Genomic DNA, 13,540 nt, shown 5'->3' on the forward strand with positions numbered 1-13,540 from the left:
GCGGCGACTCCGGAACTGTACGGGGACGGGACCGTCAGAAGCAAATCGCCCCCGCCCGGTGGTCCGGGCGGGGGCGATCGGCGTGCTGCGGCCCTGTGCTCAGCGGACCTCGGTGATCTCCGGGCCGCGGGCGAACGGGTCGATCGAGGTGCCGCCGAAGCGGGTGTCGCCCTCACCGGCGGCCGCGACCGCGCCGCCGCCGTCGGCGACCATCTGCGCGTCCTCGGGGAGCTTCAGCACGATCGGGTCGCGGGGCGCCATCGGGGTCTCGCCGCGAACGACGACCGTCTGTCGGAAGACCTGCTCCAGGATCCCGCCCATCTCGGGCTGGACGGCGGCCTGACCGGAGATGACACCGCGCAGGAACCAGCGCGGACCGTCGCAGCCGACGAAGCGCACCAGCTGCACGCCCTGCGTGCCGTCCGGCAGCTGCACCGGGACCTGGGCGCGGAGGTGCCAGCCCAGCGGGCCCTCCTCCTCCTCGACGAGGCCGCCCTGCGAGGTGATGCCGTTGGCGATCTCCTCACGGACCTCGCCCCAGATGCCCTCCGACTTGGGGGCCGCGAAGGCCTGCAGCTGGATGGCACTGCTACCGAGGACCAGGGTCGCGGCCACGATCGCTTCGCCGGCCACCTCGACCCGGAGCTCCATGCCCTCGACGCCGGGGACCAGCAGGCCGCCGAGGTCGACGCGGCCCTCCTCCGGGTTCTCAAGCTCGGAGTGGTCCCACGGGCCGTCGGGACGCGGAGCCGGCGGCAGGCCGACCCGGTCCGTCGGGTCCAGCTCGGTCACGTTCTCGCTCTCGGCGGAACCTTCGACGTCATCGGGCGTCTCGTCGGCGCTGATGGCGTCGTCGGCGAGCTGCTCGACAGCGTCCTCGCTCTTCTGGCGACGACGGAACACGGTCACTGTCCTTCCCGGTCCAAGACCGATGCGAATACCTGCTCGGCTTCCTACGAGGCCGCGGGCAGCCTAGACCGCGGCGTGGCCGCCGGTCGACCCGAACCCGCCCTCGGCCCGGGCCGACCCCGGCAGCTCGGCCACTTCGTGGAAGCGGGCCTTCTCGACCTGCTGGACGACCAGCTGGGCGATCCGGTCCCCTCGGCGGAAGCTGACGGCCTCGCGCGGATCCAGATTGACGACGATCACCTTGATCTCTCCACGGTACCCGGCATCGACCGTCCCTGGGGCGTTCACCAGAGCAACGCCGCAACGAGCTGCCAGACCGGACCGGGGGTGGACGAACGCGGCGTAGCCGTCGGGCAACGCGACGGCGATGCCGGTGGGGAGCACCGCCCGCTCGCCGGGGGCCAGCTCCGCGTCCACGGTGGTCCGCAGGTCGGCGCCGGCGTCGCCGGGCTGCGCGTACGCGGGCAGCGGCAGCTCGGGGTCGAGCCGGCGGATCAGGACGTCGAGGGGCTCACGGGGGGTGGCGCTCAAGGGTTCACCTCAAAGGTTCGGGCACGCTGCATCAGGTCGGGGTCGTCGAGGACCTTCTCGATGTCCTCGGGACGACCGTGCTTGGTGAAGTGTTCCAGCTTCACCTGGACGAAGAGTGCCCGTGCGCGCACGGCGACCGGGCCGTCGGGGCCGCCGATCCGCGCCTCGGCGGCGCTGTAGACCTTCCGGCCGTGCGCACCGGTGATCCAGGCCCGCAGGTGCAGCGTGGAGCCGACCGGCACCGGGGACAGGAAGTCGGTCTCCAGCCGGCCGGTGACGGCGGGGACGTGCAGCAGCCAGTTGAGCGCGCCGAGGGTCTCGTCCATGGCCGTGGTCAGCAGGCCGCCGTGGGCCAGCCCGGGGCCGCCCTGGTGCTCCGGGCGGACGGTGAACTCGGCGGTGACGTCGAGGCCGGTCCCGGCGACCGCGTCGATCCGCAGTCCGCCGGGGTGCTGCGGGCCGCAGCCGAAGCAGTGTTCGTAGTGGGAGCCGAGGCGGGTGCCGGGGGCGGGGGCCCCGGGCGCGCGCGGCGGGAGGACGGCCTCCGGCGGGGGCGTCGCGGGCGAGGCCGGGTGGGCCGGGGCCGCGGACTCGCTGGGGCCGGCGGTGGTCAGGGGCGCGGTGGGGGCAGTCGAACCGGTCACGGCGCCCCAGCCTACCGACCGGTAGCCGCGCCGGGAGCGGGGGTTGCGTCCGGAGCCCGGTGTATCGACGCCCACAATGGGGGGCATGTACGACGAACGCCTCACCGCGCCGCGCTCCTGGTGGCTGTTCCCGGTCCTGATCGGCCTCACGCTCGCCCTGATCCTGCTGCGGATCAACGCGGTGGGCTCCCTGGTCGGGCTGGTGGTCGGCATCGCCGCCGGCGCCGCCGCGATCAGCAGTTACGGCTCCGCCCGGATCCGGGTGGTGCAGGGCTCACTGGTGGCCGGCCCGGCCCGGATCCCGGTGGACGCCCTCGGCGCGGCCCACGCGCTCGGTCCGGCCGAGGCCGCCGCCTGGCGCGGCCCCAAGGCGGACCCGCGGGCTTTCATGCTGCTGCGCAGCTACGTGCCGACCGCGCTCCGAGTCGAGGTCAGCGATCCGGCCGACCCGACGCCCTACCTCTACCTCTCCACCCGCTCGCCGATGAAGCTCGCCGAGGCCCTGGAAGAGGCCCGCCGCAACGCCCGCGGCTGAGCGGGACCCCTCGGGGGCAACGCCCGGCCCGGCCCGGGCCGGAACGAACGAAGAGGGACGGTACCGCCTGGCGGTACCGTCCCTCGGCGTCTCCGGGAGACGCGTTTCCATCCGTCCGTACGACTGGTGCGTCCGTCGGGACGGACGCCGGAGCTGCCGTCCGGCCCCGCTGCCCGGGGCCGGAAGGGGCGTCGCACCGGTCTCGCGGACACCGCGAGGCCCGAGTCATGACGCCCTGGTCCTCAGGCGCCGCAGTCCCGGCAGATCGGGTTGCCGTTCTTCTCGCTGTACAGCTGGCTGCGGTGGTGGACCAGGAAGCAGCTCATGCAGGTGAACTCGTCGGCCTGCCGCGGCAGCACCCGGACGGAGAGTTCCTCGTTCGAGAGGTCCGCGCCGGGGAGCTCCATGCCCTCGGCCGCCTCGAACTCGTCCACGTCGACCGCGTTGCCGCCCTTGTCGTTCCTGCGGGCCTTGAGCTCCTCGATGCTGTCCTCGTTGAGCTCATCGTCGGTCTTGCGTGGGGTGTCGTAGTCGGTAGCCATTTTTCGCTCTCCCCCTCCGGGTTGTGCGGTGTGTGCGGGTATCTCCAGCGCACGTAACGCATGGGGGGTCGGTCTTGTGCCCGACCCGAGGCGGAGATTTTGCCTTACTTCAAGCCCTGTTACTCAATCGACACTCAGCCGGGGGTTCGCCGGGGTGATCCACTTGGGCGTTCGGAGCCTCACCCAGGGCCATCGCCGGAGCGCGTGGACGGGCGTCCGGCGGACACGCTCCGTGAGCGAAGCCCCGCCGCACGCCCGTCAATTGCCTTGCCCACCAGGGCGGGGAGCCGATCCTTCGTCCCGCCTCCGATCGCCGTTCCGCTCACGGACGGCAATCGGAGCGACCGGGACGATGATCACTCTCCGGGGTTGTCCAACCCGCTGGAGCGACACGGTGTGAGCTTGGTCACGTTCACCCTCGAGCCGGGCAAAACATGGAAAATCCACCCAAGCCAGTACGACTTCCGCGGCGCGTTTTCACCGCGTCCGGAGGGGTGCCCCTCCGGACGTCCGCCGTCGCGCCTACTGCCGCCGGGCCGCGACGCGCGCCTGCCGGGCCGCCAGCCGCTCGTCGAACTTGGTCGCCTGGGCGTCCAGTCCGTCGAGGAAGACGCCGAGCTCCTCCTGGGCCCGCAGGCCCTCGGGGCCGAGACCGCCGATCTCCATCACCTTGAGGTGGCGCAGCACGGGCTGCAGCACGTCGTCGTGGTGGATGCGGAGGTTGTAGACGCCGCCGAGCGCGATCTGGGCGGCGGCCCGCTCGAAGCCGGGGATGCCGTGGCCGGGCATCCGGAAGTCGGTCACCACGTCGGCGACGGCGCGCATGGCCTGGTCGGGGGCGATCTCCAGGGCGGCCTTCAGCAGGTTCCGGTAGAAGACCATGTGCAGGTTCTCGTCGTTGGCGATCTTCGCGAGCAGCTGGTCCGCCAGCGGGCAGCCGGCGTAGTGGCCGGTGTTGCGGTGCGAGATGCGGGTGGCGAGCTCCTGGAAGGCCACGTAGGCGACCGACTGCAGCATGCTGTGCGCGTTGTCGGAGGTGAAGCCCTCCGACATGTGGGACATCCGCGCCCGCTCCAGCTCGTCCGGGTCGACGGCCCGGGTGGTGAGCAGGTAGTCGCGAATGGCTATGCCGTGCCGGCCCTCCTCCGCCGTCCAGCGGTGGACCCACGTGCCCCAGGCGCCCTCGCGGCCGAACATCGTCGCGATCTCGTGGTGGTAGCTCGGGAGGTTGTCCTCGGTGAGCAGGTTGACCACCAGCGAGACCCGGCCGAGCGGGGTCACCTTGGAGTCGCCGGGCTCCCAGGCCTCGCCCTCCAGCAGGCCCGGGAAGTCGCGCCCCCGGCTCCACGGGACGAACTCGTGCGGCATCCACTCCTTGGCGACCTTGAGGTGGCGGTCGAGCTCCTTCTCGACGACCTCTTCGAGGGCCAGGATCAGTCGCGCGTCTGTCCAGGCGCTCGAACCGAGCGAGGTACTGCGCTGCACGGGGGCGATGGTCACGGGTCTGGCTCCTGGGGGGAGGTCACGCGCCGGAGGAGCGCGCTGGACGGGCACATCGGGGTACTGGTTCAACCATACCTACGGTTGCGTAGGTTACGACACCGTAAGTTGCCCGGGCCGGAAAAGACAAGCCGCCCCCGCCAGGGCTTATGTCGTCTTGACAAGCCTGGCGGGGGCGGCCGGAACGGTCGGCGTACGGAGGTCGTCCGCCCCGGGCGGCGGACGGGCCCGGGAAGGACCGTGAAGGGGTCGTGGCGGCTCCGGGAGTCGCCCGGGGCCCGTGGGGTGCGGGGGCGGTGCCCGTCGGGTGCGGGACGGTGTCCGGGGGCGCCCGCTAGATGCCCGGGATGCGCACGCGCATGGTGAGGCCGCCGCCGGCGCGCGGGGTCGCCTCGATGGTGCCGTTGTGCGCCCGGACCACCGAGCGGACGATCGAGAGGCCGAGGCCGACCCCCTTGTCGCTGCGGGTGCGGTCGGCGCCCTTGACCCGGCGGAACGGCTCGAAGATGTGCTCCAGTTCGTAGCCGGGCACCACCGGGCCGGTGTTGGAGACCACCAGCTCGCCGCCGCCGGGGACCGGGGCGGTGGTGATCTCGACCCAGCCGTCCGGGGAGTTGTAGCGGACGGCGTTCTGGAGCAGGTTGAGCGCGATCCGCTCCAGCAGGATGCCGTTGCCGGCGACCATCGCCGGGTGCAGCGAGGCGCGCAGGTCGACCTCGCGCCTGACGGCCTCGGCCCGGGTCTGTTCCAGCGCCCGGGTGGCGGCCTCGGACAGCTCCACCGGGCGGCGGTCGGACAGCTCGTTGTCGCTGCGGGCGAGCAGCAGCAGTCCCTCGACCAGTTGCTCGCTGCGCTCGTTGGTGGCCAGCAGGGTCTTGCCGAGCTGCTGGAGGTCGGCCGAGGCCGCCGGGTCGGAGAGCTGGACCTCCAGCAGGGTGCGGTTGATCGCCAGCGGGGTGCGCAGCTCGTGCGAGGCGTTGGCGACGAAGCGGCGCTGGGAGTCGAAGGACCGGTCCAGCCGTTCCAGCATGTCGTCGAAGATGTCCGCGAGCTCCTTGAGCTCGTCGTCCGGGCCGTCCAGCTCGATCCGCCGGTGCAGGTCGGAGGAGGCGACCTCGCGGGCGGTGCGGGTGATCCGGCCGAGCGGGCGCAGCACCCGGCCGGCCATCGCGTAGCCGGCCGCGAAGGCGATCGCGGCCAGGCAGACCAGCATCGTGAGCGACTTGCGCAGCAGCATGTTGAGCGCGGTGTTGGCCTTGTCCGTGTGGCTGTTGGTCAAGTACTGGTTGAACCCCTCGGTGCTCATCCAAGTGCCGTTCACCCGGACGCCGCCGGGCCCGAAGTCCAGCGTCGGCGGCCGGACGTCCTGCATGGCCTGCCGCACGAAGACGTACATCAGCAGCAGCAGCACCACCCCGGCCATCAGGAACATCCCGCCGTAGAGCAGGGTGAGCCGGATCCGGATGGTCGGGCGGAACGGCAGCCAGGCGAGCATGCCGTCACCGGGCACGTAGCTCTCGCCCTGGTGCAGCCGGGGGGCGCGCGGCGGGTGGGGCGGTCTGGGCGGGACGGGCCGGCCGGGCACGGCGCGCCCGCCGGAGGGCGCGCCGGAGGGCCCGCCGGCCGAGGGCGGGGTGGTCATGATGGTCCTCTCGGGGCGTCCGCCGGGGCGGGCGCGGGGTGGGGGCGGTCCGGTCAGATCCGGTAGCCGGAACCGGGCACGGTGACGATCACCGGCGGGTCGCCGAGCTTGCGGCGCAGGGTCATCACGGTGACGCGCACGACGTTGGTGAACGGGTCGGTGTGCTCGTCCCAGGCCTTCTCCAGCAGCTGCTCGGCGGAGACGACGGCGCCGCCGGCCCGCATCAGCACCTCCAGGACGGCGAATTCCTTGGGGGCGAGCTGGACCGGGCGGCCGTCCCGGATGACCTCGCGGCGGCCCGGGTCGACCGAGATGCCGGCCCGTTCCAGGATCGGAGGGAGCGGGACGGTGGCACGGCGGCCCAGGGCGCGGACCCGGGCGACGAGTTCGCTGAAGGCGAACGGCTTGGGGAGGTAGTCGTCCGCCCCGATCTCCAGGCCCTCGACCCGGTCGCTGATGTCGCCGGAGGCGGTCAGCATGATCACCCGGGTGGCGAGGCCCTGCTCGACGACGCTGCGGCAGACATCGTCGCCGTGGACCAGCGGCAGATCTCGGTCCAGTACGACCACGTCGTAGTCGTTGACCGCGATGCGCTGGAGCGCGGCCTCCCCGTCGTACACCACGTCGACGGCCATCGCCTCGCGGCGCAGACCCGTGGCGACTGCCTCGGCGAGCAACTGCTCGTCCTCGACGACGAGAACCCGCACGGTCGTTGTCCCTTCTCCAGGCCGGCCCCGGAGGCGGACGCACGGCTCCGACGGTGCCTCCATCCTGCCTGGTCCTGCGGTAAAGCAGCGATAAGCTGCCCCGGGGGCAGGTCCGCCCGCCGGCGGCGCGGGGCGCGGGGCGGGGTCCACGCCGGGGCCCGTGCCAGGTTTCGCAGCGGGGTCCGCGGTCGGGGTTCGTGGTGGGAACAGTCCGATTGGACTGTGACGCGGGCAACTTTCTCGCGGCGGGAGGTTTCCCCACCCCGGGGGCGGGGAGGAGAGCTGCACACCCGCGATCCGGTTCTGAGCCGATCGCACCCACCAGCCGTGCGTTCATCCGCGCCGGCCCTGGGGCTCGGGGCGTCACGGGAGCGGCCGAGGGCCGTCTCCGCGCCCGACCGGACATCTTCACCGACCCGGATCGGACGCTTCCGTTGGCTACCGCACACCTGGGGCAGGGGGCGCACGACCGTGCACGTCCGACACAGTAAGGGGGCCCGTATGGACGCCTTCACCGCCGGAATCCTGCAGCGCATCGCCAACGCCGAGCAGGACCTGCACCGCGCGATCGAGGCCGGGGACGAGTTCCTCGCCGAGGTGGAACAGTCCGAGCTGGACGATCTGCGCCGTCTCGCCGCCGAGCACGGCGTGAACACGGTGCTGGAGCGCCACCGCACCGCCGCCTGATCCTCCGACCGCCCGACCCGTCGCCGGACCTCCGGCACCAGCGGCCCTGCGGGGGCCGTGCGAAAACCCAGGCCCTGGCATCCCCCGTATGTCAGGGCTCTTCGCTGCCCGGGCGTCCTGCGCCGGGTCCGCCCAGGAAGGGCGGCCCCGGCGCAAGGCCCCGGCGCAGGGCCCCGTCCGCATCACCCGGCGGGCGCCGCCCGGTCGGCCCAGGCGCGCAGGGCGGCCAGCCGCTCCTGGAGCGGCTCGTACACCCCGGGCGCGGCGGCCACGGTCAGCTCGCCGTCCGGGCCGTGCCCGGGCCGGCCGCCGACCAGGGCGCCGGCCTCGGCCGCGATCAGGCAGCCCGCCGCCCGGTCCCAGGGGGCCAGCCCGCGCTCGTAGTAGCCGTCCAGCCGGCCCGCCGCGACATCGCAGAGGTCCACGGCCGCGGCGCCGGCCCGGCGGATGTCGCGCACCTCCGGCATCAGGGCGAGCACCACCTCGGCCTGCCGCACCCGCACCTCCCGGACGTAGGCGAAGCCGGTGCCGATCAGCGCCTGGCCCCACGGCGGGGCCGGGCGGGCGGAGAGCGGCTGCCCGTCCCGGTGGGCCCCGCGGCCGATCACGGCCTGGAACAGCTCACCGCGAGCCGGGACGTACACCACCCCGACCACCGCGCGACCGTCCAGCTCGGCGGCCACGCTGACCGCCCAGGAGGGCAGCCCGTACAGGTAGTTGACGGTGCCGTCGAGCGGGTCGACGACCCAGCGCACACCGCTGGTGCCGGGCCGCTCGGCGCCCTCCTCGCCGAGGTAGCCGTCCTCGGGCCGGCGGGCCGTGACGAGTTCCAGGACGAGCTTCTCCGAGGCCAGGTCCATCTCGGTCACCACGTCGACCGGGCTGCTCTTGGTGCCGGCCACGCCGAGGTCGGCGGGCCGGCCGTCGAGCAGCAGCGCCCCGGCCCGGCGGGCGGCGTCCAGGGCGACGTCGAGCAGTTCGTCGAGCAGGGCGGGGTCGGGCACGGCGGGGCTGGACACGGGGTTCTCCTCCGGAGGCGGGGCGGTCGGTGCTCGGCGGCGGCCGGTACTGGGCTGCGGTCAGTGCTGTGCGGCGGCCGGTACTCGGCGGCGGTCAGCCCTCTGCGGCAATCAGTGCTCGGCGGCGGCCGGGCGGGGCGCGCGCGGGTTGGGGCAGCAGGCCACCGCGCAGACGTCGTGACTGGGGCCGAGCGCGCCCAGGGCGCAGCGGGACACCGGCTCGCCCCGCTCGGCGGCGGCCCGCTCCAGGACGAGCTCGCGGACGGCCGCGGTGAACCGGGGGTCGGCCCCGACGGTGGCGGCCCGGGCGACCGGCAGGCCCAGCTCGGCGGCCCTGGCCGCCGCCTCGGTGTCGAGGTCGTACTTGACCTCCATGTGGTCGGAGACGAAGCCGATCGGGACCATCACGACCGCCGGGGCGCCGTCGGCGTGCTGCGCCTCCAGGTGGTCGCAGATGTCGGGTTCCAGCCACGGGATGTGCGGGGCGCCGCTGCGGCTCTGGAAGACCAGCTCCCAGGGGCGGTCCGCGACGCCGGTGCGCCCGGCGACGGCGTCGGCGACCAGCCGGGCCACGTCCAGGTGCTGGGCGACGTAGGCGCCGCCGGGACGGCCCCGGGCCGGGTCGTCCGGGGCGCCGGAGGTCTCGGCCATGCCGTCCGGGATCGAGTGGGTGGTGAACGCCAGCCGGGCGCCGGCCCTGGTCTCCGCGGGCAGCCGGTCCAGGGCGGCCAGGGTGGCCTCGATCATCGGCTCGACGAAGCCGGGGTGGTTGTAGAAGTGCCGCAGCTTGTCGACCCGGAGTTCCGGCAGTCCCTCGGCGGCCAGGGCGGCCAGCGCGTCGGCGAGGTTCTCCCGGTACTGGCGGCAGCCGGAGTAGCCGGCGTAGGCGCTGGTGGCGAGGACGGCGACCCGGCGGTGCCCGTCGGCGGCCAGCTCGCGCAGGGTGTCGACCAGGTAGGGCGCCCAGTTCCGGTTGCCCCAGTACACCGGCAGGTCGAGGCCGTGCTCGGCGAAGTCCTTGCGCAGCGCAGCCAGCAGTTCGCGGTTCTGCTCGTTGATCGGGCTGACGCCGCCGAACAGGAAGTAGTGCTTGCCCACCTCCCGGAGCCGTTCCTTGGGGATCCCCCGGCCCCGGGTGACGTTCTCCAGGAACGGCACGACGTCCTCGGGGGCCTCGGGCCCGCCGAAGGAGAGCAGCAGCAGGGCGTCGTACGGGGCGGCGCCGGTGCGGGAGGTGTTGCGCGCGTCGGACATGGGACCGATCCTGCCACTGTGGGCCGGGGGGCCGGTGCCGGGACGGCGCCCGGTGTCCGGAAAATACCGATTGCCAAGGTTCGTAAGCTGTCATTACCAGCCTCGTCCCTTACCCCCCGATCTGCGGAGCTCCCGTGCTGTCCAGCTACCGCCAGATATTCGCCGCCCCCGGCAGTCTGGCCTTCTCCTCCAGCGGCTTCATCGCCCGGTTGCCGATCTCGATGACCGGCATCGGCATCGTCACGATGCTCTCCCAGCTCCGCGGCTCCTACGGCATCGCGGGCCTGGTGTCGGCGACCCTGGCGGTCTCGGCGGCGGTCCTGGGGCCGATGGTCTCCTGGCTGGTGGACCGGCACGGGCAGCGCCGGGTCGCCGTGCCGGCGACCGTCGTCACGATCGCCGCCGCGACCGGACTGCTGCTCTGCGCCCACCTCGGGGCACCGACCTGGACGCTGTTCGTCTTCGCGGCCGGAATGGGCGGGATGCCCAGCACCGGTGCCATGGTCCGCGCGCGCTGGGCGCACCTCTACCGGAACGAGGCGCCGAAGCTGCACACCGCCTACTCCTTCGAGGCGGTGGTCGACGAGGTCTGCTTCATCGTCGGCCCGATCCTGTCGATCGGACTGGCCACCGCGGTCTTCCCCGAGGCGGGCGTCCTGCTCGCCGGGATCTTCCTCGCCGTCGGCATCGCCCTGTTCACCGCCCAGCGGCGGACCGAGCCGCCGCTCCACCCCGCGCACGCCCACTCCGGCCGCAGCGCGATCCTGAACGGCGGCCTGATCGTCCTGGTGCTGACCTTCGTCGCCACCGGGGCGATCTTCGGCTCGGTCGAGGTGGTGACCGTCGCCTTCGCCGAGGACCAGGGCCACAAGGCGATCTCCAGCGTGATCCTGGCGCTCTGGGCGCTCGGCTCCTGCGCGGCGGGCTTCGTGTTCGGCACCCTCAAGCTCACCGGGTCGATGGCGAGCCGCTTCTTCGGCGGGGTGGTCTTCATGGCGGTGAGCATGGTTCCGCTGCTGCTGGTCGCCGAGTCGGTGAGCGGGGTCGGCGGCCTGGTCGCGGTCGGCGGCGCGCTGCTGATCGCGGGCATCGCCATCTCCCCCACCCTGATCACCGCGATGGCCCTGGTCGAGCGGCTGGTCCCGGCCGCCAAGCTGACCGAGGGCATGACCTGGACGACCACCGGGCTGGCGATCGGGGTCGCGGTCGGCTCCTCGGTCGGCGGCTGGACGGTCGACGGCGCGGGAGCCGCGGCCGGCTACTGGGTCCCGCTGACCGCCGGGGTGTTCGGCGTGCTGACGGCGGCGGCCGGACTCAAGCGGCTCCGGGCCGGGCTGGACGCCGAGCCGGGCAGCCCCGCGTCCGCCGAAACCGTGGACCTCGAACGCTGACCTGCCTTACCCTCCTCCCTACCCCGGCCTACCCGTGGGTAGGGAATGAGGTGGGCCGACACCCGTTCGGTCCACGGAGCAGGAGGCGCCGCAATGCCCCAGGCCAGTACCGCGACCCGCACCCGCTGGACCAACTGGGCGGGGAACCAGAGCACCGTCCCCGCCCGGGTGGTCACCCCCGGCAGCGCGGAGGAACTGGCCGAGGAGATCCTGCGCGCCGCCGACCGGGGCGAGACCGTCAAGGCGGTCGGCTCCGGCCACTCCTTCACCGCGATCGCCTCCGCCGGGCACGGCGTCCTGGTCCGGCCGCACGGGCTGACCGCCGTGCGCGGGATCGACCATGCGAACGGCACCGTCACCGTCGAGGCCGGACTGCCGCTGCACCGGCTCAACCGGCTGCTCGCCGCCGCGGGCCTCTCGCTCACCAACATGGGCGACATCGACGTGCAGACCGTGGCCGGCGCCACCAGTACCGGCACCCACGGCACCGGCCGGGACTCCGCGTCGCTCGCCGCCCAGATCCGCGGGCTGGAGATCGTGCTCGCCGACGGGAGCCTCCGGCGCTGCTCCCCCACCGAGGACCCGGGGCTGTTCGAGGCCGCCAGGCTCGGCCTCGGCGCGCTCGGCGTGATCACCGCGCTCACCCTCGCCGTCGAGCCGGCCTTCCTGCTCACCGCGCACGAGCAGCCGATGCGCTTCGACGAGGTGCTGCACCGGCTGGACGACCTCACCGCCGTCAACGAGCACTTCGAGTTCTACTGGTTCCCGCACACCGACCGCTGCTCCACCAAGCGCAACAACCGCAGCCAGGGGCCGGCCGCGCCGCTGCCCCGGTTCAAGGAGTGGCTGGAGGACGACTTCCTCTCCAACACCGTCTGGGAGGGCGCCTGCCGGGTCGGACGCCGCTTCCCCGCCTCGGTGCCGACGATCGCCTCGCTGGCCAGCCGCGCCTGGTCGGACCGCAGCTACACCGACACCGCCCACCGGGTCTTCACCAGTCCCCGCAAGGTGCGCTTCATCGAGATGGAGTACGCGGTGCCGCGCGCCTCGGCGGGCGAGGTGCTGCGCGAGCTGCGGGCCATGGTCGAGCGGTCCGGCTGGCGGATCAGCTTCCCGGTCGAGGTGCGGTTCGCCCCGGCCGACGAGGTCTGGCTCTCCACCGCCCACGGCCGGGACACCGCGTACATCGCCGTCCACCTCTACCGGGGCACCGCGGAGCAGGGGTACTTCACGGCGGTGGAGCGGCTGATGACCGAGCACGGCGGCCGGCCGCACTGGGGCAAGCTGCACACCCGGGACGCCGGGTACCTCGCCGGGGTCTACCCGCGCTTCGCGGACTTCACCGCGCTGCGCGAGGAGCTCGATCCGGACCGCCGCTTCGGCAACGACTACCTGCGCCGGGTGCTGGGCGCCTAGTGCTGGGCGCCCAGGGTCCGGAACGCCCGGAACGTCCAGGGCGCCTAGGACGCCTGGGGTGCCTGCGGTACCTGGGGCGCCCGGGGCGTCGCCGCCGGGTCGGGGGCCGGCGGGGGGACGACGGCGGTGGTCGGCTCCGGGGGCTTCGGGGTCGCGCCGCCGGACGGCTTCGCGGAGGCGCTGCCGCCGCCGGACGGCGCCGAGGGTGTGGCCGGCGCGGACGGCTCGCCCGAGGGCCGGGCCGAGGGGGTGCCGGAGGCCGGTGCGGACGGCGTCGTGCCGGAGCCGCCCGACGGGCCGGAGGAAGGGGAGGCCGTCGGGGAGGAGGACGGCCCCTCGCCCTCCGAGCCCGGACGGGCGCCGGGGCTCGGCCGCCCGGAGGCGCCGCCGTCCCGGCCGGCGGAGGGCGAGGGCACGGCGGCCGGCCCGGAGGGCGGCGGGTCGCCCGACGGCTTCCGCTCCACCCGGCCGCCCAGCGAGGTGCCGGTGCCCGACTCGCCCTGGACCGTCGCCGACACCGGCCGGCCGGTCGCGAGCTCGAAGGCGAGGATCGGCACCATCGCGACCGTGAACACCAGGGCCGAGACGGCCGCGTACGTCCCCCGGCTCCACCGGCGCCGCGCCCGGACCACCCGCGGCGTGCTCCACTCGGCCGAACCGGGCGGCGGGGCCGGGTCGGCCCGGTCCGGCTCCGAGGTCTGCCGCAGCCCGTTCACCACCTGCCCCGGACCGGCGGCGGGGGGGGCCGCGCCGCCCCCCGGGT

13 protein-coding genes and 1 pseudogene are annotated in these 13,540 nt (G+C 73.9%); 5 read left to right on the forward strand and 9 right to left on the reverse strand.

The genetic code is table 11. The features are described from left to right. Window positions 1-99 precede the first annotated feature (99 nt). From SM793_RS34825 to SM793_RS34835, 3 genes are all read right to left on the reverse strand, one after another. Entirely contained in the window at window positions 100-903 is an 804-nt protein-coding gene (locus SM793_RS34825) for a DUF3710 domain-containing protein (RefSeq protein ID WP_320442342.1), read from the reverse strand. Between the two features lie 69 nt (window positions 904-972). Further along, window positions 973-1,440 (reverse strand): dUTP diphosphatase, encoded by a 468-nt coding sequence (dut, locus tag SM793_RS34830; protein ID WP_320442343.1) that lies wholly within the window; start codon window positions 1,438-1,440, stop codon window positions 973-975. Further along, window positions 1,437-2,054, reverse strand: coding sequence for a PaaI family thioesterase (locus SM793_RS34835; RefSeq protein WP_320442351.1), 618 nt, complete (start codon window positions 2,052-2,054; stop codon window positions 1,437-1,439). The genes dut and SM793_RS34835 overlap by 4 nt, the downstream gene beginning before the upstream one ends. A 115-nt stretch (window positions 2,055-2,169) precedes the next feature. Here SM793_RS34835 and SM793_RS34840 point away from each other — a divergent pair, with 115 nt between their 5' ends. After that, a complete protein-coding gene (locus SM793_RS34840) occupies window positions 2,170-2,619 on the forward strand; it encodes a DUF3093 domain-containing protein (RefSeq protein ID WP_413816104.1) in 450 nt (149 codons plus the stop codon). Between the two features lie 242 nt (window positions 2,620-2,861). Here SM793_RS34840 and SM793_RS34845 read toward each other — a convergent pair whose 3' ends face one another. The 4 genes from SM793_RS34845 to SM793_RS34860 form a co-directional block, all read right to left on the reverse strand. Then, the gene (locus SM793_RS34845; protein WP_030396554.1) at window positions 2,862-3,161 is read right to left on the reverse strand and encodes a DUF4193 domain-containing protein; all 300 of its coding nucleotides are present in this window, start codon (window positions 3,159-3,161) and stop codon (window positions 2,862-2,864) included. A 522-nt stretch (window positions 3,162-3,683) separates the two neighbouring features. Continuing rightward, window positions 3,684-4,661, reverse strand: coding sequence for an acyl-ACP desaturase (locus SM793_RS34850; RefSeq protein ID WP_320442345.1), 978 nt, complete (start codon window positions 4,659-4,661; stop codon window positions 3,684-3,686). A gap of 334 nt (window positions 4,662-4,995) precedes the next feature. After that, window positions 4,996-6,303 (reverse strand): HAMP domain-containing sensor histidine kinase, encoded by a 1,308-nt coding sequence (locus tag SM793_RS34855; protein WP_320442346.1) that lies wholly within the window; start codon window positions 6,301-6,303, stop codon window positions 4,996-4,998. A 53-nt stretch (window positions 6,304-6,356) separates the two neighbouring features. Further along, window positions 6,357-7,010, reverse strand: a complete 654-nt coding sequence (locus SM793_RS34860) for a response regulator transcription factor (protein ID WP_030396557.1) — start codon at window positions 7,008-7,010, stop codon at window positions 6,357-6,359. A 501-nt stretch (window positions 7,011-7,511) separates the two neighbouring features. On the opposite strand from SM793_RS34860, the gene SM793_RS34865 reads away from it, so the two are divergent. Next, window positions 7,512-7,697, forward strand: coding sequence for a hypothetical protein (locus SM793_RS34865; protein ID WP_320442347.1), 186 nt, complete (start codon window positions 7,512-7,514; stop codon window positions 7,695-7,697). Between the two features lie 182 nt (window positions 7,698-7,879). On the opposite strand, the gene SM793_RS34870 is transcribed toward SM793_RS34865, so the two are convergent. Together SM793_RS34870 and SM793_RS34875 are read right to left on the reverse strand one after the other, a co-directional pair. After that, window positions 7,880-8,701, reverse strand: a complete 822-nt coding sequence (locus SM793_RS34870) for an inositol monophosphatase family protein (RefSeq protein ID WP_320442352.1) — start codon at window positions 8,699-8,701, stop codon at window positions 7,880-7,882. Between the two features lie 126 nt (window positions 8,702-8,827). Next, window positions 8,828-9,970, reverse strand: coding sequence for a ferrochelatase (locus SM793_RS34875; RefSeq protein ID WP_320442348.1), 1,143 nt, complete (start codon window positions 9,968-9,970; stop codon window positions 8,828-8,830). A gap of 134 nt (window positions 9,971-10,104) precedes the next feature. On the opposite strand from SM793_RS34875, the gene SM793_RS34880 reads away from it, so the two are divergent. The 3 genes and pseudogenes from SM793_RS34880 to SM793_RS34890 all read left to right on the forward strand — a co-directional run. Then, window positions 10,105-11,361: an MFS transporter gene (locus SM793_RS34880; RefSeq protein WP_320442349.1), complete on the forward strand. Its 1,257-nt coding sequence runs from the start codon at window positions 10,105-10,107 to the stop codon at window positions 11,359-11,361. Window positions 11,362-11,454: 93 nt separating this feature from the next. Beyond that, complete coding sequence (locus SM793_RS34885) at window positions 11,455-12,777, forward strand: D-arabinono-1,4-lactone oxidase (RefSeq protein WP_320442350.1); 1,323 nt, start codon at window positions 11,455-11,457, stop codon at window positions 12,775-12,777. Window positions 12,778-12,903: 126 nt separating this feature from the next. Beyond that, a pseudogene (locus SM793_RS34890) lies at window positions 12,904-13,540 on the forward strand (hypothetical protein); the annotation flags it as partial.

Source organism: Kitasatospora purpeofusca (assembly GCF_034043715.1).
Lineage (GTDB): Bacteria > Actinomycetota > Actinomycetes > Streptomycetales > Streptomycetaceae > Kitasatospora > Kitasatospora purpeofusca_A.

Excerpts from the sequence above, each read along its gene's own strand:
- SM793_RS34845 (WP_030396554.1), bottom strand. The coding sequence starts at position 3,161 with ATGGCTACCGACTACGACACCCCACGCAAGACCGACGATGAGCTCAAC.
- SM793_RS34840 (WP_413816104.1), top strand. The coding sequence starts at position 2,170 with ATGTACGACGAACGCCTCACCGCGCCGCGCTCCTGGTGGCTGTTCCCG.
- SM793_RS34885 (WP_320442350.1), top strand. The coding sequence starts at position 11,455 with ATGCCCCAGGCCAGTACCGCGACCCGCACCCGCTGGACCAACTGGGCG.
- SM793_RS34865 (WP_320442347.1), top strand. The coding sequence starts at position 7,512 with ATGGACGCCTTCACCGCCGGAATCCTGCAGCGCATCGCCAACGCCGAG.
- SM793_RS34875 (WP_320442348.1), bottom strand. The coding sequence starts at position 9,970 with ATGTCCGACGCGCGCAACACCTCCCGCACCGGCGCCGCCCCGTACGAC.
- SM793_RS34855 (WP_320442346.1), bottom strand. The coding sequence starts at position 6,303 with ATGACCACCCCGCCCTCGGCCGGCGGGCCCTCCGGCGCGCCCTCCGGC.